We start from the raw sequence: 21189 nt of genomic DNA on the forward strand, positions 1-21189 counted from the left end.
GCGAACAGCGGCCGTGGAGCGCCCTGATTTCAAGAGGTTCCACCAGGCGTGGGGCTCTTCGGAGCGCCTTGGCTGATGACCGTGAACAAGGGGCTGATGACCGCCGTCATCAGGCGCGGCGCCCTCCAGACTGGCAAACCCCGGGGTGGGCGCCTAGAAGCACGCCCTTCATCCACCCAAGGCTCATCCATCGTATGAATCGAAAGAACGTGCTCAGCACCCTGCTCGCACTGGGACTGCTGACGACCGTGAGTGCCCAGGCCGAGGTGTTGTTCTCCCAGGCCAACCTCCTGCTCAACAAGAACCAGCTCTCCGCGGTGAACTATCGCGGCAAGGGGCTGTCGATTCCCGTCGGGACCAAGGTCGAAGTCCTCAAGCGGAGCGACGACGAGGTGCGCTGCAAGGTGCTCGACTCGGGGGCCGAGTTCAAGTTCGTCTCCCACAAGAGCCTGGGCAAGAGCGCCGTCGCGCTGTTCCCCGGCTTCTTCGCGGCGACGGACCCCGCGGCGCGAATCGCCGCGCTCACGCCGGAAGAGCAGAAGCAGGTCAAGGCGGGTGAGCTGGCCAAGGGCATGTCCCGGGACGCGGTGCTGCTGACCGTGGGCCCGCCGCCGCCGCACCGGACGCTGTCGCTCGAGAGCACCAAGTGGACCTACTGGAGCTCGAAGTTCTCCACGTTCGACGTGGTCTTCGACAGCGCGGGCAAGGTGGTTTCGTTCGGCGATGAGCCGGCGCCCGCCCCCGCCCCCGTCCCCACGGAGAAGGTCTTCCACCACGCGACGGCGAACTTCCACTTCGAGGGCGACACCCTGTCCTGGGTGAACTACCTCAAGGGCCCCATCCTCCCGTTCAACACCCGGGTGGAGGTGCTGGACAAGAGCGACTCGAAGGTGAGCTTCAAGGTCGTGGAGACGGGCAAGGAGTTCGTGTTCGAGAATGACTCGCGCTCTGGCGCGGACACCTGGGCGCTGTTCCAGGCCGCGTTCGCCCCCGAGGACCAGGCCCCCAAGCTCGCGACGCTGTCGGCGGAGGACCGCAAGAAGGTCTCCGCGTCGGAGGTGGTGACCGGAATGTCCCGCACCGCCGTGCGCATGGCGTGGGGCCCTCCTCCGCCGCACGAGACGCCCTCGTTCGACTCCACCGTCTGGACCTACTGGAAGAGCAAGATCTCCAAGGTGAAGGTCACGTTCGACAAGGACGACAAGGTCGCCTCCATCGAATAGCGGCGCGCCTCATCAGCGGCTGTCCTGGGGCCGCCTCAGCTCCAGGACAGCCGAAGGTCGCCGTCGGTCAGCGCTTCGCCAGGAGCGAACGCGGGTCGAAGGTGACGCGAATGCGGGTGATGCGCCCGTTCTCGACGTGGCTCCAGTTCGCGACCGGAATCGGAGCTCCGTCGGAGGGATGAATCTCGAACCAGGTCATCACCTCGGCACCGTCCACGAAGCGGTGCAGCACCGTCACCTGGGGCGACACCTTCCACATGCCGTTGACCAACCCCTTCACGCACGCGTCGGCCCCGTCCGCCGTCCCCAGCGCACCGACGAAGCTCACGTCGGGCGCGAGCGTGCCGCGCAACTTCGCCTCGTCCTTCTCGCTCCACGCGTCGAAGTACGCCTTCACCACTTCCGCTGGACTTCCCATGTCGACCTCCGAAAGAGCCTCCACCCTCTCCCAGGGCGCTGACACCGGTGTGTCAGGATTGAGCGAACTGCTTTCCGGTCAACGCAAGGCGAAGCGCCGCCTGTAGGCGTCGGGCGTCAGCCCCGTGCGAGCCTTGAAGCGGCGGCGGAACGACGTGGTGTCCGCGTAGCCCACGGCCTGGGAGATGTCCTCCACGGTGCGAGGGGTCGTCTCCAGGAGGCGCCGGGCGGCCTCGACGCGCAGGCGCTGGACGTAATCCAGCGGCGTGTCACCCGTGGCCTTGCGGAAGCGGCGCAGCAGCGTGCGCTCTCCCAGGCTCGCGGCCACGGCGGCGCCCGACAGGCTCACCGGGCCGGAGAGGTGGGCCTCCAGCCACTCCTGGGCGCGCAGCACGGCATCGTCCCCGTGGCCCCGAGGCGCGGCATGCACCGCATAGGGCGCCTGGAACCGACGGCCGGGCTCCACCAGGAGCATCTTCGCGCACAGCGCCGCCAGCTCCGGTGAGGCGTGCTTCGCCACCAGATGCAGGCAGAGGTCCAGATACGCCGTCACGCCGCCCGCGGTGAGCACGTCGCCGTGGTCCACCAGGAGCAGCTCCGGCTTGAGCGCCACGCGCGGATAGCGCGCCTCGAAGTCCTGGGCGAGGCCCCAGTGGGTGGTGGCCTCCCGCCCATCCAGGAGGCCCGTCTTCGCGAGCAGGAAGGCACCGGCGCATACCGCCGCCAGCTGCGCGCCCTTCGCGTGCTGCCCCAGAAGCCAGTCCGCCGTGGACCGCTCGGCCACGCTGCCCTCCAGGTTGCCGATGACGGCGGGGACGAAGACGACGTCGAAGCAGTCGGTGGGGGCCGGCACCCGCGCGGCGGCCAGCTCCAGGCCGTGGAAGCTCCGAACGGGGCCAGCGCGAGCGGACACCAGCTCGGCAGTGAAGGGCTCGCTCCGGCCCTGCTCGCGGCTCAGGAGGTTGGCCATGGCGAACACATCCAGCGGTCCTGTCACGCTGGAGGCCACGCAGCCCTCCAGGGCCAACACCGCGATGTGGAGTGACGAGGACCTGGCGGCCATGAGCGCTTGTCGGTTTCCGCCCGGACTTTGTCAATCCGAGCACTCCTGCCGGGGGCGGCGCCTGGATATTCAGCCGGACAACAGACGAGAACCCGCTGGAGGAGAACACCCATGGACACGCCCCTGGAAAACACTGCCCTGCTGCTCATCGACATCCAGAATGACTACTTCCCCGGAGGTCGGTTCGAGCTGGACGGCGCCGACGTGGCGGCCGGCAAGGCACGGGCGGCGCTCGACTTCTTCCGTGAGCGGGGCCTGCCGGTCATCCACATCCGTCACGAGTCGCCGCAGCCCGGGGCCACGTTCTTCCTGCCGGGGACTCCGGGGGCGGAGATCCATTCCCGCGTCGAGCCCCGGCCCGGCGAAGCGGTGGTGCTCAAGCACTTCCCCAACAGCTTCCGGGAGACGGACCTCCAGGAGCGCCTCCGGGCCCTGGGCGTGAAGCACCTGGTCGTCACCGGGATGATGACGCTCATGTGCGTGGACGCCACGTCGCGCGCGGCGGCGGACCAGGGCTACGCGGTCACCATCCTCCACGATGCCTGCGCGGCCCGGAGCCTGGAGTTCAACGGCCAGCACGTCTCCGCGCCGCAGGTCCACGCCGCGTTCCTCGCGGCGCTCGGCATGGGCTACGGCAAGCTCGTACCGACGGCCGAGTTCCTCGCCCAGTCCGGACGCTAGCGCCAATGCCGGTCAGTGAGGGCGGGGGCGTTTCACCCACTTCTTGTCGTAGTTGCTCATCTTTACGACTCGTGGGTAGCGCCTCTCGCTTCTTCGTTCCGGGAGTAGCAGCAGTCCCAGTGCCTGCGCAGGTCGAGCAGGTGCTCCGGAATCCGTCCGGGAGCCAGCGGCGGAGTCGACCAGACCAGCCATGCGTTGCGGATGAGCGACAGCGCATTGACGAAGCTGATGCGCGTCGGCTCCACGCCGGCCTCATCCGCGGCTCACTCCATCTCAACACGCACCAGCTTGGTAGGCCCATGCAAGGGCCACCTAACTGATCGGCATTGCGCCTGGCGCGGAGGCCGCATCGGTGTCGGGCGTGGCGGAGCGGCTTGCCGGTACGTCTCCACGAGCCGCGCTTCGCGATGTGGCGGAGATGCGCACCGGTTCATCCTCGCGAGCCGCGCTGCGCGATGTGGCCGAGAGCTTGCCCGTTCACCCTCGCGAGCCGCGCTTCGCGGCGTAGCGTGCCCTCCTGGCATGGCGCTCAGGGGTGGGCGCCTGGTGCGCTCGTGATAGCGTCCCCGCATGAAAAGGGTTGAGTGCACGGAGGTGTTCCCCCGGTCCGCGCCCGCGTCACCGCGCGCGGCGCCCACCATCGTCGCGAAGGACACGCTCCCCTTCGTCGAGTTCCTCGCCTTCGAGCCGCGAGGCTCGCTCCTGGTCGTCGAGTCCCCCGACCTCGCCCGTGAGCTTGGGCGGCTGCGGCGACGGAGCGGACCCCGCTTCGACCTCGAGGCCGAGCTCCCAGGCCTCATCGGCCCGGGGGCGCTCTCGCCGGACGGACGCTGGCTCCTCGCGGGAGGCGCGCGCATCGGCGGGCAGCATGCCTGCTGCCAGTTGATCGACCTGCACTCCTTCCAGGTCGTCCACACGCTGCCCGTCATGCGGCCCTTCGTATGGGTCGACGACGCGCACTTCATCGCCCAGTCCCCGAACTGGAAGCTCGCGTTCCCGGACGGGAACCCGGTGAGGTCCGAGACGCGCAGGGTGGACCCGGCCCTCGCCGCCGCGCATCCCGCGCTCGTGACGCCGGAGCCGTCCCTGGTGAGGATCTCCCTGGCCACGCTCACCTGCGAACCCCTGCTGCCCGCCTTGTTGTTCGACGAGGAGGTGAAGGCGGTCCTGTCCCCGGACCGAGACATCCTCTACTCCACCACCCATTACTCCCGCATCAGCGCGATCCGACTCACCGACGCCCGGCTGCTGTGGCAGCGCCCGCCGTCTCGGAATGTCATCGACGGCACCGTCACGGACCTGGCGCTCGACCCCGCGTTGCACCGCCTGGTGACCGTTGGTGGCGGGATGAGCCATGACATGCTCGTGCTCGACGCAACGAGCGGCGAGGAACTCGCGCGCCACTCCTTGTCGATGCTCGCGCGCGGCCTGACGACGGGCCCGTCCACGCGAGGGGCCGCCCTCGGCTTCCGCGCGGATGGACTGGGAGTCATCGTCACCAACAACGGCCTCGTCATCGAACTCGGCAAGGAGGGGCGCTGGAGCGCGTACAAGGCCGGAAGCCGCGCGTTCCGCGCCCTCGCGTTCTCCCGCGATGGGGCCTCCCTGGCCCTTGGTGGAGGGGAGAAGAACCTGCGCGCCGTCCCGCTCCCTCCAATCGAGGCGCGCCCCTGAGCGCGGCGGCGCACCGGGTCCACCGCCGATTCGTTTCTGTGTTGTAAATGACATCCGGGTAAAGGATGGGGCGGTGGAGCCGAGCCAGGAAGCCCCCGTGCCTTCGGAAGTCACCGCGAACCGTATCGTCCCCCACGTCGTTCCCTCGCAAGAAGTGGGTGGAACGCCCCGCCCTCACTGACCGGCATTGGCGCTAGAGAGGCACCTCGGGACGAGAGCACGGCCGGGCAAGACAGGGGACTGACGGCTTCGCGTAGGATGGCGCTGTGAACGAGCCAGAACCGTCTGACCTCGCGACGATGCAGGTGGCGACCCTGCGCGGACTCGCCGAGCAGGCGTTGCTCGCTCAGCAAGGTGAGGCCACGCTCGACGTCGAGGCGCTGAGCGCGAGGCTGCGAGAAGTCGTTGAGCGGGGCGGGCCTCCCGCCCTGGGCGAGGTCCTGTTGGGCCTGCTTCAATCCAGGGCGCTGACGCATGTGCGCGACCGCCGTGGACAGTCGTGTCGGAAGCTCGCGGTGGAGGCGCTGCGCTCACTCGATGTCCCAGAGGCACGCGAGGTACCCGAAGAGGACCTGGCCTTCGCGAACGCCCGGCCTCCACGTCTCCCCCGCTGGCTGGTCCCCATCGCGGCCACGCTCACCGCGCTCGGCGGTACCGCCGCCCTGCTGCTGGGGCTCATCCTTCCCGTCGTGGTGGATTTCCTCGCCAATCGCTACGAGTTCCCGCCCGTCTCCAATCTGATGGAGGGGCTGCTCGGAGGCGTGACCTTCTGGCGTGCCGTCAAGCTGGTCATCAACGCGGAGAGCCAACCCGAGGACCTCCGCGCATTGATGCTGCTCGCGGCGGCGAGCGTCGTCCTCTTCCTGCTGAACCTCCCCTACTTCCTCAACGGAGGTCCCAATGCCCTCACCGCGCCGCTGTTCGTCGGGGTTCCCTCGGCACTGACGGCGTTGCTCCTCGGGGCCATGGGCGTTCGGCCCGCCTGGCGTTCGTGAGCCTCACCCACCTTGGAGAAGACCGAGCTGGCGGAGCGGTGGGAGATGCGTTGATAGCGGGCATAGGCCTCCACGAGCGCGGTGCGCATGGCCGTGGGCTCCGTGGACCCATGCCGCGCCACGGTGGTGGCCAGCGCCTCCAGGAGATAGGCCTCCGGTGCCATCAGCGTTCGCGTGAGCGCGACAGGCTTCGCGCCCAGCGTCTTCAGCACCGGGCCAAAGAACTGCTCACTCATGCAGGCCAGGACGACGACGGGCCTTGGCGTGGCACCTGGCGGCGTCTCCACCTGAGGCGGCGCGCGGTCCATCAGCCGGTCATGTCCGGCCCACACCAGCAGGTCGGCCCGGCTCGCGCCCGCCGCCGCACGAAGGAAGTCCTCCAGCGCGGTGTCAATCCGGTCGCCCGCATAGGCCTGGAGCCTCAGCCGCACGGGCCGCTCTCCCTTGCCAGCGGTCCGCTCCAGGACGAGCACGCGCAACACCGCGGACTCCGCCGGCCCCGCCTCGCGGCTCACCACCTTGAATCCCGGGGCCCGTGAGAGGAACCGCTCCGCGCCATACATCGCGCCCCAGTAGAGGTTCGTCTCCAGGGCACGAGGCGCACCCGCCGGTGCACGGCCACACTGAATCAAGGCGTTGTCACACAGCGGGACGAAGACCTCGACCTCCACCGCCGCCACGGGAGGCACGGCGAGCAGGCTCAACAACACGAGGGTCAGCAAGAAGGACCTCCAGGGGTGACTCGAAGAGACACCCCCGGCCCATCCAGCCGTTCCATCGAGCGTGAAGTTCGCCCCCGCGCCTACCCGTCCGTTACTGCCACTTGTAGACGAGGCCCTGCGCGTTGAGGCCCCACACGGAGCCATCGCCCGCGGCGGAGATGTTGCGCAGCGCGCCGGGCACCTTCTGCCAGGCCGTCCCACTCCACTGGTAGACCTGGTCCGAGCCGTCCAGCGCCCAGATGTTCTTCACGTTGCCCACGGACACGAACGTCATTCCGGCGGGGATGTTCCAGGTCCACTTCGTGCCGTCCCAGCGGAGCACGCGGTTGGAGTCCGCGGGATTCGTCGCCCACAGCTCGCCATCCGCGCCCACGGAAAGCTGGCTGACGCAGCAGCCCTTCTTCTCCCACGCGGAGCCGGTCCACCGGAACAACGAGCCCCCGTTGTCCAGCCCCCAGGCCGTGGTCGCGTTGATGGCGGTGACCTGCTTCATGCCCGTGGGCATGTTCCAGGTCCACTTGTTGCCCGTCGCATCCCACTTCAACACGCGCAGCGAGTCCGGGGGATTGGTGGCCCACAGCGTCCCATCCGAGGCCGTGGAGATGTTCGTCACCGTGCCGCCCATCTTCTGCCAGGTCGCGCCCGTCCACTTCCAGTTGAAGCCCGCGGTATCAAGGCCCCAGACGGCGTTCGCGCTCCCCACGGAGATCTGCTTGAGCGTCGCGCCCTGGGGACCCGGCTGCAGCACCCACTGCGGCGTCGGAGACGCCAGCAAATCACTCCACTTCATGGTGATTTTCGCATCCGACTGACCCGCGAACGTCACCGTCTTGTCCGTGGTGCTCACGGTGATGCCGTACACGTAACGCGCACCCGGCTTCTCCCACTGCGCGACGACCTTGCCCGCGGCGTCGTACGCGACGATGCCCATGCCGACGCGGTTGTCCGTGTAGCTGAAGGCCCAGATGGTGTAGCCCTTCCACTTGATGACCGGACAGGTGGCGGCGGCCGCTCCGGTGCCTGGCCCCTGCGTACACGTGACCTTCATCCCGGAGGGAATCGCGGGCGTCGGCGCGGGAGGAACCAGGACGACCACGGGAGGCGGAACCAGCTCGTCCCAGGTCATGGTGATCTTCGCGTCCGTCTGCCCGGCGAACGTCACCGTCTTGTTCGTGGGGTTCACCGTGATGCCATACACATAACGCGCGCCCGGCTTCTCCCACTTCGCCGCGAGCGCGCCCGTGGCGTCGTACGCCGCGATGGTCATCCCGATGCGGTTGTCGCCGTAGCTGAGTGCCCAGTACGTGTAGCCGTCGTACTTGAGGACGGGACACGTGGCGGCCGCGGCCCCCGTGCCGGGTCCCTGCGTACAGGTCACCTTGGTGCCGGCGGGAAGCGCGGGAGGGGGGCTCGGCGGGACCTGGGCGATGGCGGGGAGCGGCTGCGCGACCGCCTGGGAGCTGGCCGTGACAGACATCAAGCCCAGACACAGGGCCGCGAGGTTCGCGAACTTCAATGAGGGGTTCATGGGGGCGTGTCGCTTTCGGGGGGTCGAAGTGACTGCGAACAGCCCGAGAGCAACAAGCAGGCCAGTCAGGCTCCATCCATTCCAGAGGGGCGAGGCCCACCCGATGCACGGGGTCGGGTGTGTCAAAAGTCGCTCCTCGCGCTTCTTGACGTGTCCGTTGACGTGTCAGCGCGGTGGGCCGTCTCGACAGCCCCTGGGTTGACCACATCTGCTTCTCCACGCCCACTCCCCCATGGCCTCACGGGTCATCGTCGGCGATGGTCCAGGGATGGGGCGAGCGGGACTTCGCTCCACGGTGAATCTGGAGAGCGCACCATGTCGCGTATCGTCGAGCTGTGGGATGCGTGGAGCGCGCGCCAGACACACGCGGGCCTTGGCGCGCTCTTCGGCGGGGAGTCACTCTCGCGAGAGCAACTGGAGCGCTACGAGGCCGCGTTCTGGCGGCGCGGGTTCGAGCTGCGGGGCGACCTGCGCGAGCTGCTCGAAGCACGGGGCCTTGTGTGGGTCTCTCCCATCGAACTCGACGACGGTGGCGAAGCTCCAGGACTGCGCCTGCTCAGCGAGCCGAGGCTGCTCGACGAACACGACCGCCACCTGGAGCTGGCCGAGCTCAACGGCGTGCCCGGTGCCGAGCAGTGGATGTTGTTCACGACGGAGCGAGACCTCGAGCCCGCCTGGGCGCTCGATGCCCGCTTCGGAGGGATGAGTGGCCCGAGCGTCGGCCAGTACCATCAAGACCTCGTCTGCACCCAGCCCGTGGGCCCCACCGAACCGCTGCCGCTCGCATCTCCCGACGTTCACTCCTGGCTCGCAGCGAGGCTCCAGGACATCGAGGCCCGGTGGCGGAGTCTGCCGCGCGAGGGGCTCGAACAACGCATGCCCCCTCCCTCAGGCGCGGAGTCCTTCGAGGCACAGCAGGCAGCGGCCCTCACGGCGGCCGAGGCGCGCGTCGCCAGAGGCGGGCTCCGCTGGGAGAAACTCGACGTTGACTGGCGCCGCGTCGCGAGCGGCACGCGCGACACCGCGCTGCTCCAGCGGGTCCTCGAAGGCGTGCGGCAGGACCGCCGTCAAGGACGCCCTGGCATTCCCTTCGACCTGATGGCGCGAGGCGTGGCCTGGCCCTGGGACTACCCAGGTCCGGGGCAGCTCGCGGCACGACTCGATGAACCGGAGCGAAGAAATTTCATGGGCTGGGCCCTCGAACGCGCCGGTGCTCGCTCGCTCGGCGGCGAGGGGCTCCGCTCCGCGCTCGACGCGTTGCACTCGGGAAGCCTTGGCTCCAGAGACCTGCTGCGACAACTCTCGCTCGAAGGGTGGACGGAGCGCGCCATCGACCTCACGACCGCCGAGGGACGCGGTCGGCTCCTCGCGCGTGCCGCGGCGCTCGCGATGTCGGACCCGACCGAGAGCAACGTGGAGCGCGTACTGACCTTGTGCGCCTGCGTTGGTGTGGGGACGCATGGGGCGTGGAACCTGCTCGATGCATGGGACCACCTCGACGCGGTGCTGAACGGACGGACCCTGCCGGGCGTCGAGGCACGGCTCACGCCAGCAGTCCCTGATTCAGCGCTCGTCACCGAGCTGCGCGCCTGGTTGCTCGCGCACCCCGGGCCCCAGCGCAAGCTCGCGGAGGAGCTGGGCACGGACTGGGCACCCCGGCTGAGCGCGGCGACACCCGCCGACCGCGAACCCCTCACCCGCCTCCTCAAGAGCGCTCTCAAGTCCCCGAAGCTCACGGGCGAACTGGCGGCCCTGCTCGCGCGCCTGAACTGAAGCGAGGACAGGGCCTACCCGGAGCGCTACAAGGACCGCCATGCAAGAGCCCCGGCCCCCACGGACCCTCCACCGAGGCGACCTCTACTGGATGGAGTCCGATGAAGCGCGAGGGTCGATTCCCCCCATCCTGCATCCCCACCTGGTGATTCAGGAGGACGTCTTCAACCACTCGCGCATCCACACCGTGGTCGTCTGCGCGGTGACGTCGAACCTGAAGCGCGCGAACGAACCGGGCAACGTGCTGCTCGACGTGGGTGAAGGCAACCTGCCGAAGCACAGTGTGCTGGTCGTGTCGCAAGTCTCCTCCGTGGAGAAGACGCGACTGGGCGAGTACATCGGCACGCTCTCCGCGCAGCGGGTGGAGCAGGTGCTCGCGGGCCTGCGATTCCAGCAGGCCGCGTTCTTCAACGGCCGATGACTCGCCACACGGACGACAACCGAGCTCAGGGGCGCTTGCCACCAGCGGGCGCTCGGCGGTCCGCTTGCAACCAGCGGCTCACTTCGTCCAGGTACTCACGCGGGAGCGCATGACCACTGTCGAAGGTCTTGTGCACCTTGCGACGAGACGGGGCCGCGTCGAACAGCGCACGGCTTTCCGCGACAGGGGCGAAGTCATCCTGGTTCGCCGTCAGCAGCAGCCAGTCCTGGTGAATCCGTGACATGTGTCGCGAGGGAGCAATCTCCTCCATCGTCGGCTCGATGTGGGGCGGCACCATCGTGACGAGGTGGGTGACACGAGGCTCACGCGCCGCGAGCACGAGCCCCACCTGGGCGCCCATGCTGTACCCGGCGACGAGCACCCTGGGCGGCTTGCCCTTCGCCAGCACGGCGGTGAGCAGCGCGTGGGCGTCCTTGATGGTGTCGGCAATCATCGCGATATACGGGCCGGGCTCGCCACGGTGAGCCTGCTTGGCGAGCGCCCCAGGCTTCGCCTCGGGGGTGGCCCGCTCCCCGTGTCGTCGCGCATCCAGGAGATAGACGCGGTAGCCGGCCCGCAGCAGCGCGTCCTTCAACACACCGCCATGCGTGGGGGCCGCGTCCGACAGCCAGTCCTCCTTCTTCCGGGTGAGGCCGTGCAGGAGGATGGCCACCGGGGGGTTCGCCGCGCCGCCCTCGGGCTCCAGCACCTGGGTGGGGATGCGTTCTCCGTCCGCGCCCCGCACGTCCAGCGGGGCCCCCGGTTCGGCGGCGTGGGCCAGGGAGGCGGACAGCAGCAGCAGGCACAGCGAGAGCAGGCGAGTCATGTCGGGATTCCTCGAAGTGAGAGGCCCCGCCACCTTGCCAACGCCCACGTCAGCCACGCGTCAACGCCGGGTTGACCTCCGGTTGACGCGGCGACTGATAACCTGGGGCCCTCTCCTTCCAAGGTCCCCTGCCCTCCCGGGCATCCCCATGCGAGTGCTCATCGTCGAAGACAACCGCGACCTCCAGGCGAACATCGCCCGGTTCCTGGGAGCGGACTTCCAGTTGGACTTCGCCACCACGGGGCCTCAGGGACTCACGCTCGCGCTGGGCCATGAATACGACGTCATCGTCCTGGACCTGATGTTGCCGGGTTTGAACGGCATCGAGCTGTGTCAGCGCTACCGGGAGCTCGCGCCCCGGCTGGTCCCCATCCTGATGCTGACCGCGCGGGACACGCTCGAAGACAAGGAGGAGGGCTTTCGCGCGGGCGCGGATGACTACCTCGTGAAGCCGTTCTCCCTGCGCGAGCTGCGCCTGCGCCTGGAGGCCCTGGCGCGGCGCCCCGTGCCTCCGAGTGGACGACGGCTGACGGTGGGACAGCTCACCCTGGAGCCGGACACCGGCTACACGCGGCTGGGCGAGCGCACCGTGCGCCTCAACAGGACGGAGGCACTCATCCTGAAGCTGCTCATGGAGGCCGCGCCCAAGCCTGTCTCCACGGAGAAGCTGGCCCACCAGCTCTGGGGCGACGAGGCCCCGGAATCCAGTGCCCTGCGCACCCATGTCTATGCCCTGCGAGGCGCGCTCGCGGAGCTGGGGATGAGCCCCTCCATCACCACCCGACGCAATGAGGGCTACAGCCTGGATGCGCCCCAAGACTAGGTCGGTCCGAGGCCTCCTGCTGGGCGCCATGACGCTGTCCGCGGTGCTCGCACTCGTGCTGATGGGAGCGTTCTTCACCGTCTTCAGCTACGACCTGGAGGACGCCATCTTCGGCCGGCTGGTGGCCACCGAGGCAGACCGGCGCCCGGGTGAAGCCAGCGTCGTCCCGTCCGGCATGACGACCTATGTCGGCCACGCCAGCCTTCCACCGTGGATCCAGGAGTCGGTGCCCAAGGACGCTCCACTCAGCGAGCGCGAGGTGTTCACCCGGGACCATGGCCACTTCCATGTCGCGGTGCGCCCGGACGAGGCCCAGGGACCCACGCGCTACGTGGTCTTCAACACGACGCAGCTGACGAGCACCACGCGCCATCTCCAACGGACAGCCAACCTGCTGGTGACCAGCGCCCTGCTGGCCCTGCTGGGCGCCGCGCTGCTCTCCCGCATCGTCGCGAGACGACTCAGTCGTCCCCTGGAGCAGCTCGTGTCGCGGGTGCAAGCGGATGCGACCCCGCGCCCGGAAGAAGACGGCGGCATCGCCGAGGTGCGCGCGCTCGCGGCGGCCCTGCGCGCCCGAGACACCCGCATCCAGGAGTTGCTGGAGCGCGAGCGGGCCTTCAACCGCGATGCGAGCCACGAGCTGCGCACGCCGCTGGCCGTGGCCCAGGGCGCGGTGGAGATTCTGGAGCAGGACCCACCGTCGGACGTGGAGACCTTCGAGCGGCTGCGTCAGGCGGTCCACCACATGGGCCTGCTGACCGAGGGCATCCTCTGGCTGGCCCGCGCGGGCCGCACCGACGAGGACTGCGAGCTGGTGCGCATCTCCCGCGAGATGGCCGCACTGTACGGCGGCCCCCGCCAGCGCGGCGACGTGGAGCTCGTCATCGAGGCGGAGGGCGAGGTCTTCGTGTCGCTGCCAGGGTCCGTGGCGCGGGTGATGCTGGGCAACCTCATCAAGAACGCGCTCGCCTACACGAGTCAGGGACGCATCGTCATCCACATCTCCCCCGACAGCTGGAGCATCCGCGACACGGGTGTGGGCTTCGGCCGGGTCGAACCCCAACACACGGGCTTCGGCATCGGACTGTCGCTCGTGGAGCGGCTGGCGCGCCGGTTCACCTGGGACATGGCCATCAGTCCCCTGGAGCCGCACGGGACGCAGGTGCGACTCACATGGCCCCGCGAGACCTGACGGCCGCGCGCGTCAGGCGTCAGTCGTCGCGGACATTCCGGACGTCCGGCTTCTTGCAGCCCGGCGTCATGCACAGCCCGCCGATGACGGTGCCGCCACCGAAGCCGGGCTGGAGGTCCAGTTGGCTCGCATGGATGCGAATCCGGACGAAGGGATGGCCACAGCCAAGGTCCTGGTCCAGGTCGGCGTCATGCGACTCCAGCACCAGCGGCAGCCCTCGAAGCTGGAGCGCGAGCGGCTTGCCCCCCACCTGACGGGACACGAAGCGCTCGTGGCGCCATTTGACGAAGCCCTCCGGCAGCGGCCGCTTGACCTCATGCGCGTTCTTGAACTCGAGGAAGACACGCGCACGGGCCCTCGTCGAACGGGCCGGCTTCACGGCGCGGGCGAACAGCGTGGCCCTGTCACACGGCTCGCATTCATAGAGCCGGAGGGTGCGCGCCTCCGTGTCGGTGTCGAGCGAGGGGATGTGGAACACCCGCGTCGGCTTCACGCGCCGATTGCACTCGGGACAGGCCGCCCGGGCCTTGAGGTCCTCGTCGGAGAGTCGCGCCGGCTGAACGTCCCAGCACCGCGCGCCCGTGAGCCCGAAGGGCGCGGGCAGGCGCCGAGCCTCCTCCGCGCGCTGGAGGATGACCTTCGGCAGGGCCTTCGAGCGCTTCAGCGCCTCGAACTCCCGAACGAGCCAGTCGCCATCCACATCCTCCACCTCGGGTCGGCGGCCATCCACCAGCCACTCGACCACGCCACGGGCCAGGTTCTGGAACGCATCTGGCACACGGTCCTCGGCGTCGGGGTCTCCCGCCTGCTTGAGCGCCGCCGCGAGCGCATGGGTGTTCGACTTTGCCTTCGTGCCCCGACGCTTCAAGTAGTCCCCGAAACCAACGCCCGAACGAATCGCGCGCTCATCCAGGTACTGCTCGCCGCGCTTCAGCTCCTTCGCGGTGAGCAGGTCCGGAGCGACGTGCTGGAGGGACGGCAGATACTCGTCGGGCAGCTCCACCCGGTCGCCACCGAAGCGCCGGATGAAGTCCAGGGCATGGGCGATGGCTTCTTGCTGGAAGGAGGCGGGCAGCGAGCTTCCACTGACTTCTCCCGCCGCCATCCAGCCCGGCTCATCGCGGACGACGGCCTTGACCTCCTCGAACAGGTCCCCCTGCTCCCTGGCCAGTCGCTCCAGGACCTTGCGTGCCGAAGGGCGAAGCTGGCGCACCAGGCCCACGCACCACTGCGAGAAGCTCCACTCGCCCGACATCCCCGGGAGGGCGTAGCGCTTCGGCCAGGTCTCGAGCTCGGACAGCAGCTCGACACGGCGCTTCATCTCGCGGCGGCTCAGCAGCTTGACGCCCGCCAAGGGGAGCAGCTCCTCGTGCGTCACCGCCTCGAACGCGTTGCGCGGTCGGAACACGTTCGCCAGGAAGACGTCCCCTTCGGGCAGCGGAATCCTCAGCTCCATCAGCCGGTCGCGCATGGGCCGCAAGCGCTCCAGGTCCTCGGGCCGAGACTCGATGCCGATGGGCGCGGTGAAGTCACGCTCGCAACTCGCGCAGGCCACGGCCTCTGGTGCGACGGGCACACCACACGCGCAGCGCAGGGCGTCTGTCCGGGGAGGAACGTACCGCAGCGCCGCTTCCCGGCGGTGCTTCCGCAAGGTGACGAAGTCGGTCTTCACACGCGGGTCGGAGTGACGCACGGACAGCGCGCGCTTCGTGCCTTCCCAGAGGAAGCACCGCACGTCACCGTCGAGCGCGAAGACCGCCAGCTCGCCACGTCCCCCCTTCCGCACGGCCAGGTCGAGGAGCGCCTCCAGGAACACGCGCTCCGCCGAAGCCTCCGCGTCGGCCACGGCATAGCAGAGCTCGATGGGGCTGGAGAGCCATCCCAGGTCGACCAGCGGACGCTGACGCAGCGCTTCGAGGCGCTGGGCGACGGAGCGCTTCTGACCCTCCAGCCGGCTTCGCAGCCAGGCCGCTTCCTTCCTCGGCGCGTTCTTGAATTCGATGCGGACCGCCAGCCCTGTCAGTCCCTTGATGTTCACGCTCACGCTCCCCGAAGTGAAACGCAGCCGCACGGATTACCCGATGGCAACTGTCACCGTCCATCCAAAGCCACTCACGTGCCGCCATCGCGGCGAGGGAGTGAAGGCCCGGGAGGTGCCGTGCGCGTCGCACGAGGCTTCGGCATGGGCGCATGCTGACGACAGCGGCCAGGCCGAGGACCCTGCTCCATCCGCGTCACCACCAGACCCGAGTAGGTGTCCGCGTGCTCCTTCAAGTAGGTCACCAGGTCCACCTCCACCACCTCGCCAGCGAAGTGGTCACCGACAATCCACTTCCCGTTCCCGCTGTAGAGCCCGGTATGCCAGACCCAGACAGGGCGGCCCGACAGCTCGCCCACGGCACCCTCCGCGGGATTGGCGTCGAACCCCACCAGCCACAGCACGTCACCGGGCAGGAGCCGGGACACCTCGAGCGAAGAGGACGCCACGGGGGACAGGCCCGACACCGAGGCCCCCAGCTCCTCGGCGGGCACCGACACGGTGGGCAGCACGGAGAAGGACTTCCAGCCACAGCGCCCCACCCGCTCGGCGGCGTAGAACAACACGCCCTGGCAATCGAGCCCCGCGCCGCCTTCCCGCAGGCGCCCACCCAACACATAGGGCACGCCCAACACCTCTCGCGCGGCGAGCACGAAGCGCTCCGCGAGCCGCGCCCGCTCCTCGCGGGGAGTCTCCACCTGGGCATGCGAGCGGAGACTCAACCCCAATCCCATGGCAAGAGCCCACCGAGAAATGAATCCTCTCAGGCTCGCGCCGAATCCCTTGCACTCGAAGGCCATGTCCGGAGCGTGGCACGTCGCGCGGCGGCGCCGCAAAGCGACACACGCGCGGCACATCCCCGACGCCACGGAAACGCGGGCGGCTTTGACACCGGCTGCCGCTCACGCGTTCCCAGCAATGCTGCTAGAGAAACTTGTCCCAGCCGGTCTTGAACCAGTTCTTCACGGCGTCGGCCCTGTCGCCCCAGCTGTTCCCATGGGGCCCAGCGATGTCGATCATCCCGTTGACGCCTCGGGCCTTCAGGTCCTCGGCGGCCTTCACGGGGTCCTTCGAATCGCCCCACACCGAGATGGTGCCGGCGGCGGGGCTCCCAGCGGGCAGGAAGGTCTTGATGGCCTCGTCGGTCAGCTTGTCGTGACGCACCACGAAGGTGGCGGGCCCGCCCAGCTCTTTCGCCAGGTCGACCATCTTCTGTGCATCCGTCCCCTTCACGTCTCCCCCGGTGGGCGGGTTGATGGCCAGGATGGCATTGGGGAAGCGCTCACGAATCTTCGGCCCCCACTCCTGCATGTCCTCGAAGCCCAGGTTGAGCATCAACCGGTCCTCGGAAATGCCCACCTTCTCCAGCTCGTCGAGGACGGCCGGCATCTGGTCGGCCTCCTTGATGTCGAGCTTGAGTCCGCGCCCGGACTCCTTCCCCATCGTCAGCCACTCGTTGAGCGTGAGGTTGTCCCCATCCTCGTGGTTCTTGTCGTGGCGCATCTCCGGAGAGTCCTTGTTGATCTCCTTCCGGACGTCACCCTCGAACCAGTTCGCGCCGCTGTTCAGCGCGTCCTCGAACTGCTCCTTCGTGTTGGTGCGATGCGCGTTGCGCGCCTCGGAGAGCGGCTGGGTCCCAGACCAGGTGTTGTCCACTGGAGCGGGGGACTCGGCGGACTTCGCGCTGGCGGTGGTGGCCTGGAAGCTGTCCACCTGGGAGTGGCCCTTGGCGACAGTCGCCGGAGCGACGGCCTTCGCTTCGGGCGCCGGGGGCGGAGGAGACGGCTTGGGGAGCGGGACGACCCTGGGACCAATCCGACCGCCGTGCTCAAAAGGCATGGTGCATCCTCCGATTCTCAATTGTCGGGGAATGGCACGAAAAGGTGCTTGGGATGCGCCGCCCCCGCCGCTCACAGGTGAAGGACACCGCTCGCCGGCTGCGCGCGGGCCTTCACAGATGCGGCCGCGATTGCGCCCCGCCACGCCCCTAACCTTCTCCTCGCGCTGAGACGTCCACCCCATTCAGCGCCGGGAGAATCGACGTGTCCCACTTCCTTCCCACCCGCAGGGCCCTCCTCGCCGGCGCCGCGGCGACCACCACCGGACTGGCGCTCCGGCCCGAACTCGCATGGGCCGCCCCCGCGCCCAGGCGTGCGCCGGGCGAGGACCCCGTCCGCCTCTTCTCCAACGAGAACCGCTACGGCCCTTCTGAAGGCGCGAAGCGAGCCATCCGCGAGTCCCTCCACCTCAGCAGCCGCTACGCCACGACCGACAGCGTCAATGCCCTCAAGCGCCTCATCGCCGAGCAGGAGGGCCTGACGCCCGAGCACGTCCTGCTCACCGCGGGCTCCTTCGAGGCGCTGACGATCATCGCGGCGGAGTACGCCTCCGGTGGGGGCGGCGTCGTGTGCGCGGACCTGACCTTTCCCGTCCTCGCCAACTACGCCGAGCGCGTCGGAGGGAAGGTGCAGCGCGTTCCGCTCGACGCCACGCTGACGCATGACCTTGCGGCCATGGAGGCCCGCGTGGGCGCGGGCACGAAGCTCGTCTCGGTGTGCAATCCCAACAACCCCACGGGCACCATCGTCGACCCGGCCCGCTTGCGCGCCTTCTGCGAGGCGGTGTCTCCCCGCGCCACCGTGCTGGTGGACGAGGTGTATCTGAACTACCTGGAGCCCGCGCCGGGCCAGTCCATGGTGGACCAGGTGCGCGCGGGAAGCAGCGTCATCATCGCCCGCTCCTTCTCCAAGATTTATGGGCTGGCCGGCATGCGCGTGGGCTACGCCCTGGCCCAGCCCCAGGTCGTCCAGCGGCTGTCCGAGCTGCGGATGTCCCTCCCCAACTCCACGTCCATCATGGCCGCGACGGCGAGCCTCCAGGACAAGCCCTTCCTCGCGCGGATGCGCAAGCTCACCGCCGAGTCTCGCGAGGTCACCACCCGCGTCCTGGACGAACTGGGGATGAAGTACGTCGCGGGCCACGGCAACTTCCTCTGGATTCCGCTGACCCGGCAGCAACTGGACCTGCCCGTGCGCTTCGCCCCCCATGGCTTCCACCTGATGACGAACCCGAACGTCCCCATCGCCGCGGACGACTCCGCCTTGCGCCTGACGCTGGGCACGGTGGAGGAGATGCGCGCGTTCGGCACCCTCCTGCGCTCCTTGCTGAAGACCTGAGAGCAGCCAGACAGGCGCACGCATCCCCCGAGAGCCCGAGGCGCTCGCGCGTCGTCGGGCTGGATTCACTCTGATAGGTTCCCGCGCATGAAACACCGCCTGGCCCCCGCTCCAGCGTTCTGGACCCTGCAGCTCGGGGGCTGGGGGCTCTACGCCATCCTGCTCATCATCACCTTCTATCCGGCCATCAACGCGGATGGCGGCGCGCTGCACCTGGTGGTGGCCAAGGCACACCGCGCGCTGTACGGACTGGCGCTCACCAGCGTGATGAGGCTGGCCTACCGGCGCCTCTTTCCGGGCACCTTCCGGCGGCAGACGCTCTGGGCCATGGTCACCAGCGCGGCGTTCGGAGTCCTCTGGACGGTGCTGGGTGAGCTGTGGGCCATCTGGCTCTATCCCACGTACGACTGGCATCGACACCAGATGTCGCTTCCCCGGCTCTCGCTGGAATACGGCGTCACGCTGCTGGGCTGGAGCGGGCTCTACTTCGGAATCAAACACGCCCGAGCCTGGCAGGAGGAGCGCGAGCGCGCCCTGCGAGCGGACACCCTGGCGCAGGAGGCGCGGCTCGCGTCCCTGCGTCACCAGATGCACCCGCACTTCCTGTTCAACGCGCTCACCTCCGTGCGCGCCCTCATCGGGGAGGACCCCGCCCGTGCGCGGCGCATGGTGACGGAGATGGCGGACTTCCTGCGCTTCTCGCTCCAGAAGGGGGACTACCCGCATGTCCCGCTGGAGGAGGAGCTGTCCATGGTGCGCAGCTACCTGAGCATCGAGTCGGTGCGCTTCGAGGAGAAGCTGGACGCGAGCCTCTCCGTGGAGCCCGGCACCGAGCAGCTCACCGTGCCGGCGTTCCTCATCCAGCCGCTGGTGGACAACGCGGTGAAGCACGGCCTCGCGTCCGGCGTGCTGCCAGTGCGCGTACGTGTGCGGGTGACGCGGGTGCGGGACGTGCTGCGCATCCAGGTGGACAACACCGGCACGTGGGCGCCCGCGGCGCGCGAGCTGGGCCCCCAGGGCACGGGCACCGGTCTGCGCAACGTGCGCGAGCGACTGGCCCACCTCTACGCGGACCGCGCGAAGCTGGAGACGTCGGAGACGGAGGGATGGGTCCACATCGTCGTCGAGCTCCCCGCCATGGAATGGACCCCGATACTCGCGGAGGAATCGCATGACGCTGCCCCTGCGCGCGTTGCTCGTGGATGACGAGCGGCTCGCCCGAGTCGAGCTGCGCGAGATGCTGTCATCGTCTCCCCATGTGAAGGTCGTGGGCGAGGCGGACAGCGTGAAGTCCGCGCTGGAGCGAATCGAGGAGCTGCGGCCGGAGCTGCTCTTCCTGGACGTGCAGATGCCCGGAGAGGGTGGCTTCGAGCTGCTCGCCCGCCTGCCCGAGCGGCCATTCCAGGTGATTTTCGTCACGGCCCACGACACGCACGCGCTGCGGGCGTTCGAGGTCAACGCGCTGGACTACCTGCTCAAGCCCGTGCATCCGGACCGGCTGGCGCGGGCCGTGGAGCGACTGGTGGAACGGGAGCAGGGTAAACCGGCGCCCGCGCAGGGCCCCACCCGCCAGAAGCTCACCGAGGCGGACGTGTTGTTCCTGGAGAACGGCGCGAAGTCGCGCTTCGTGCGGGTGGAGCAGCTCGTCTGCCTTCGCGGCGCGGGCGACTACGTGGAGCTCGTCACGGCGGACGGCCAGTGCACGCTGTCGCCGCGCCCCTTGAAGGAGTGGGAGCTGCGCCTGCCGGAGCGGACCTTCGCGCGCATCCACCGCTCCGCGCTGGTCAACCTGACCTACGTCGAGCGCGTGGACCGGGGCTTGAGTGGCGGGGGTGACGTCTACCTGCGCGGGCTGGAAGCGCCTCTGCCGCTCAGCCGGAGCCATGCGTCGGCGCTGCGCGAGCGGTTCGGCTGACCGGCTGCGCCCGTGAGCGCGCGGCGACTACCTGCCGCGCTGCTCCTGCTCGCGACAGCGCTCCACGAAGTCCAGCACCTCGCGCGACACGGAGCCCTCCGGCAGCGCGAAGTAGCGCGAGACGATATCCACGGTGGCGATGTACTCCGGCAGGTTGTAGCCGTAGAAGACCAGACGCCCGAGCCGCGAACCCTCTCTGGCGCTCAGGTGCTCGCTCAGCGTGGAGCACGCCAGGTCCACCGACTCACGCAGCGAGAGCCCTCCGGTGCCAGCCCCCAGGGCGACCATGGCCACGGAGAGGTCCACTTCGTCCAACTGCTCCAGCGTCTCCCACAGCTTCACGCAGGCCGCGCGGATGCGCTGCGAGTCCGGGAACGAGCCCCCGTGAATGCCCTCGCGATAGTCCATCACCGCGACGTGGGCCACCCACTTCGCCGTGGGGTGCGCGCCCGCCTCCGTCACCAGCACCTCTCCCGGCGCCATGGGTCCACCGAAGCGCGCATTCAGCGCCGCGAGGATGTGCTCCTGGAAGCCTTCGCCGCATGCCCGGCGGATGGCGCCGGAGACACCCGAGCCGAGCTGGCCATTCGTGTTGGATGCATTGACGAGCACCCGCTCGCGTCCGCTCACCAGACTGCCTTGCACCACTTCGACAGACGACAGCCGTGAGCCCACGTCAGGGCTCTTCAACACCACGTTCGACAAGCGCATGCACGACCTTC

21 protein-coding genes are annotated in these 21189 nt (G+C 68.9%); 11 read left to right on the top strand and 10 right to left on the bottom strand.

Annotated elements, in window-relative coordinates; genetic code table 11:
• Window positions 1–194 precede the first annotated feature (194 nt).
• Window positions 195–1223, top strand: a complete 1029-nt coding sequence (locus tag HUA74_RS23620) for a hypothetical protein (protein ID WP_174456350.1) — start codon at window positions 195–197, stop codon at window positions 1221–1223.
• A gap of 67 nt (window positions 1224–1290) precedes the next feature.
• Here HUA74_RS23620 and HUA74_RS23625 read toward each other — a convergent pair whose 3' ends face one another.
• Complete coding sequence (locus HUA74_RS23625) at window positions 1291–1641, bottom strand: nuclear transport factor 2 family protein (protein WP_174456351.1); 351 nt, start codon at window positions 1639–1641, stop codon at window positions 1291–1293.
• Between the two features lie 78 nt (window positions 1642–1719).
• Window positions 1720–2703 carry a GlxA family transcriptional regulator gene (locus HUA74_RS23630; RefSeq protein WP_141641448.1) on the bottom strand — a complete coding sequence of 328 codons (984 nt, stop codon included), beginning with the start codon at window positions 2701–2703 and terminating at the stop codon, window positions 1720–1722.
• Window positions 2704–2814: 111 nt separating this feature from the next.
• Between HUA74_RS23630 and HUA74_RS23635 the strand changes: the two genes are divergently transcribed.
• Entirely contained in the window at window positions 2815–3384 is a 570-nt protein-coding gene (locus HUA74_RS23635; protein ID WP_174456352.1) for a cysteine hydrolase family protein, read from the top strand.
• 62 nt (window positions 3385–3446) lie between these two features.
• Here the strand turns inward: HUA74_RS23635 and HUA74_RS23640 are convergent, their stop codons facing one another.
• Window positions 3447–3629 (bottom strand): hypothetical protein, encoded by a 183-nt coding sequence (locus HUA74_RS23640; RefSeq protein ID WP_174456353.1) that lies wholly within the window; start codon window positions 3627–3629, stop codon window positions 3447–3449.
• Between the two features lie 325 nt (window positions 3630–3954).
• On the opposite strand from HUA74_RS23640, the gene HUA74_RS23645 reads away from it, so the two are divergent.
• Both HUA74_RS23645 and HUA74_RS23650 read left to right on the top strand, forming a co-directional pair.
• Window positions 3955–5058 (top strand): hypothetical protein, encoded by a 1104-nt coding sequence (locus HUA74_RS23645; protein ID WP_174456354.1) that lies wholly within the window; start codon window positions 3955–3957, stop codon window positions 5056–5058.
• A gap of 266 nt (window positions 5059–5324) precedes the next feature.
• On the top strand, window positions 5325–6053 hold the full coding sequence (locus HUA74_RS23650) for a hypothetical protein (protein WP_174456355.1): 729 nt from the start codon (window positions 5325–5327) through the stop codon (window positions 6051–6053).
• Here the strand turns inward: HUA74_RS23650 and HUA74_RS23655 are convergent.
• Window positions 5936–6775, bottom strand: coding sequence for a hypothetical protein (locus HUA74_RS23655; protein WP_254625208.1), 840 nt, complete (start codon window positions 6773–6775; stop codon window positions 5936–5938). The genes HUA74_RS23650 and HUA74_RS23655 overlap by 118 nt on opposite strands.
• Window positions 6776–6866: 91 nt before the next feature.
• Window positions 6867–8303: a tectonin domain-containing protein gene (locus HUA74_RS23660; RefSeq protein WP_174456356.1), complete on the bottom strand. Its 1437-nt coding sequence runs from the start codon at window positions 8301–8303 to the stop codon at window positions 6867–6869.
• A 315-nt stretch (window positions 8304–8618) separates the two neighbouring features.
• On the opposite strand from HUA74_RS23660, the gene HUA74_RS23665 reads away from it, so the two are divergent.
• Both HUA74_RS23665 and HUA74_RS23670 read left to right on the top strand, forming a co-directional pair.
• On the top strand, window positions 8619–10076 hold the full coding sequence (locus HUA74_RS23665) for a hypothetical protein (protein ID WP_174456357.1): 1458 nt from the start codon (window positions 8619–8621) through the stop codon (window positions 10074–10076).
• A gap of 40 nt (window positions 10077–10116) precedes the next feature.
• Complete coding sequence (locus HUA74_RS23670) at window positions 10117–10497, top strand: type II toxin-antitoxin system PemK/MazF family toxin (protein WP_174456358.1); 381 nt, start codon at window positions 10117–10119, stop codon at window positions 10495–10497.
• Window positions 10498–10522: 25 nt separating this feature from the next.
• On the opposite strand, the gene HUA74_RS23675 is transcribed toward HUA74_RS23670, so the two are convergent.
• Window positions 10523–11323 carry an alpha/beta hydrolase gene (locus tag HUA74_RS23675; RefSeq protein WP_174456359.1) on the bottom strand — a complete coding sequence of 267 codons (801 nt, stop codon included), beginning with the start codon at window positions 11321–11323 and terminating at the stop codon, window positions 10523–10525.
• Between the two features lie 148 nt (window positions 11324–11471).
• Here HUA74_RS23675 and HUA74_RS23680 point away from each other — a divergent pair, with 148 nt between their 5' ends.
• The gene (locus HUA74_RS23680) at window positions 11472–12146 is read left to right on the top strand and encodes a response regulator transcription factor (protein ID WP_141641457.1); all 675 of its coding nucleotides are present in this window, start codon (window positions 11472–11474) and stop codon (window positions 12144–12146) included.
• Window positions 12130–13338 (top strand): HAMP domain-containing sensor histidine kinase, encoded by a 1209-nt coding sequence (locus HUA74_RS23685; RefSeq protein WP_254625210.1) that lies wholly within the window; start codon window positions 12130–12132, stop codon window positions 13336–13338. The genes HUA74_RS23680 and HUA74_RS23685 overlap by 17 nt, the downstream gene beginning before the upstream one ends.
• A 19-nt stretch (window positions 13339–13357) precedes the next feature.
• On the opposite strand, the gene HUA74_RS23690 is transcribed toward HUA74_RS23685, so the two are convergent.
• The 3 genes from HUA74_RS23690 to HUA74_RS23700 form a co-directional block, all read right to left on the bottom strand.
• The gene (locus HUA74_RS23690; protein WP_174456260.1) at window positions 13358–15376 is read right to left on the bottom strand and encodes a hypothetical protein; all 2019 of its coding nucleotides are present in this window, start codon (window positions 15374–15376) and stop codon (window positions 13358–13360) included.
• A 74-nt stretch (window positions 15377–15450) separates the two neighbouring features.
• Window positions 15451–16098 (bottom strand): hypothetical protein, encoded by a 648-nt coding sequence (locus tag HUA74_RS23695; protein ID WP_174456360.1) that lies wholly within the window; start codon window positions 16096–16098, stop codon window positions 15451–15453.
• Window positions 16099–16300: 202 nt separating this feature from the next.
• Complete coding sequence (locus tag HUA74_RS23700; protein WP_174456361.1) at window positions 16301–17215, bottom strand: FAM151A/B family protein; 915 nt, start codon at window positions 17213–17215, stop codon at window positions 16301–16303.
• A gap of 203 nt (window positions 17216–17418) precedes the next feature.
• Between HUA74_RS23700 and HUA74_RS23705 the strand changes: the two genes are divergently transcribed.
• The 3 genes from HUA74_RS23705 (at window position 17419) to HUA74_RS23715 (ending at window position 20467) form a co-directional block, all read left to right on the top strand.
• Complete coding sequence (locus HUA74_RS23705) at window positions 17419–18552, top strand: histidinol-phosphate transaminase (protein WP_174456362.1); 1134 nt, start codon at window positions 17419–17421, stop codon at window positions 18550–18552.
• An 87-nt stretch (window positions 18553–18639) separates the two neighbouring features.
• Window positions 18640–19758, top strand: a complete 1119-nt coding sequence (locus HUA74_RS23710) for a sensor histidine kinase (RefSeq protein WP_141641461.1) — start codon at window positions 18640–18642, stop codon at window positions 19756–19758.
• Window positions 19724–20467, top strand: coding sequence for a LytTR family DNA-binding domain-containing protein (locus HUA74_RS23715; RefSeq protein WP_141641462.1), 744 nt, complete (start codon window positions 19724–19726; stop codon window positions 20465–20467). The genes HUA74_RS23710 and HUA74_RS23715 overlap by 35 nt, the downstream gene beginning before the upstream one ends.
• A gap of 27 nt (window positions 20468–20494) precedes the next feature.
• Here HUA74_RS23715 and HUA74_RS23720 read toward each other — a convergent pair whose 3' ends face one another.
• Complete coding sequence (locus HUA74_RS23720; protein ID WP_174456363.1) at window positions 20495–21178, bottom strand: macro domain-containing protein; 684 nt, start codon at window positions 21176–21178, stop codon at window positions 20495–20497.
• Window positions 21179–21189 lie beyond the last annotated feature (11 nt).

Origin of the sequence: Myxococcus sp. CA051A, from assembly GCF_013336705.1 — a bacterium.
GTDB lineage: Bacteria > Myxococcota > Myxococcia > Myxococcales > Myxococcaceae > Myxococcus > Myxococcus llanfairpwllgwyngyllgogerychwyrndrobwllllantysiliogogogochensis.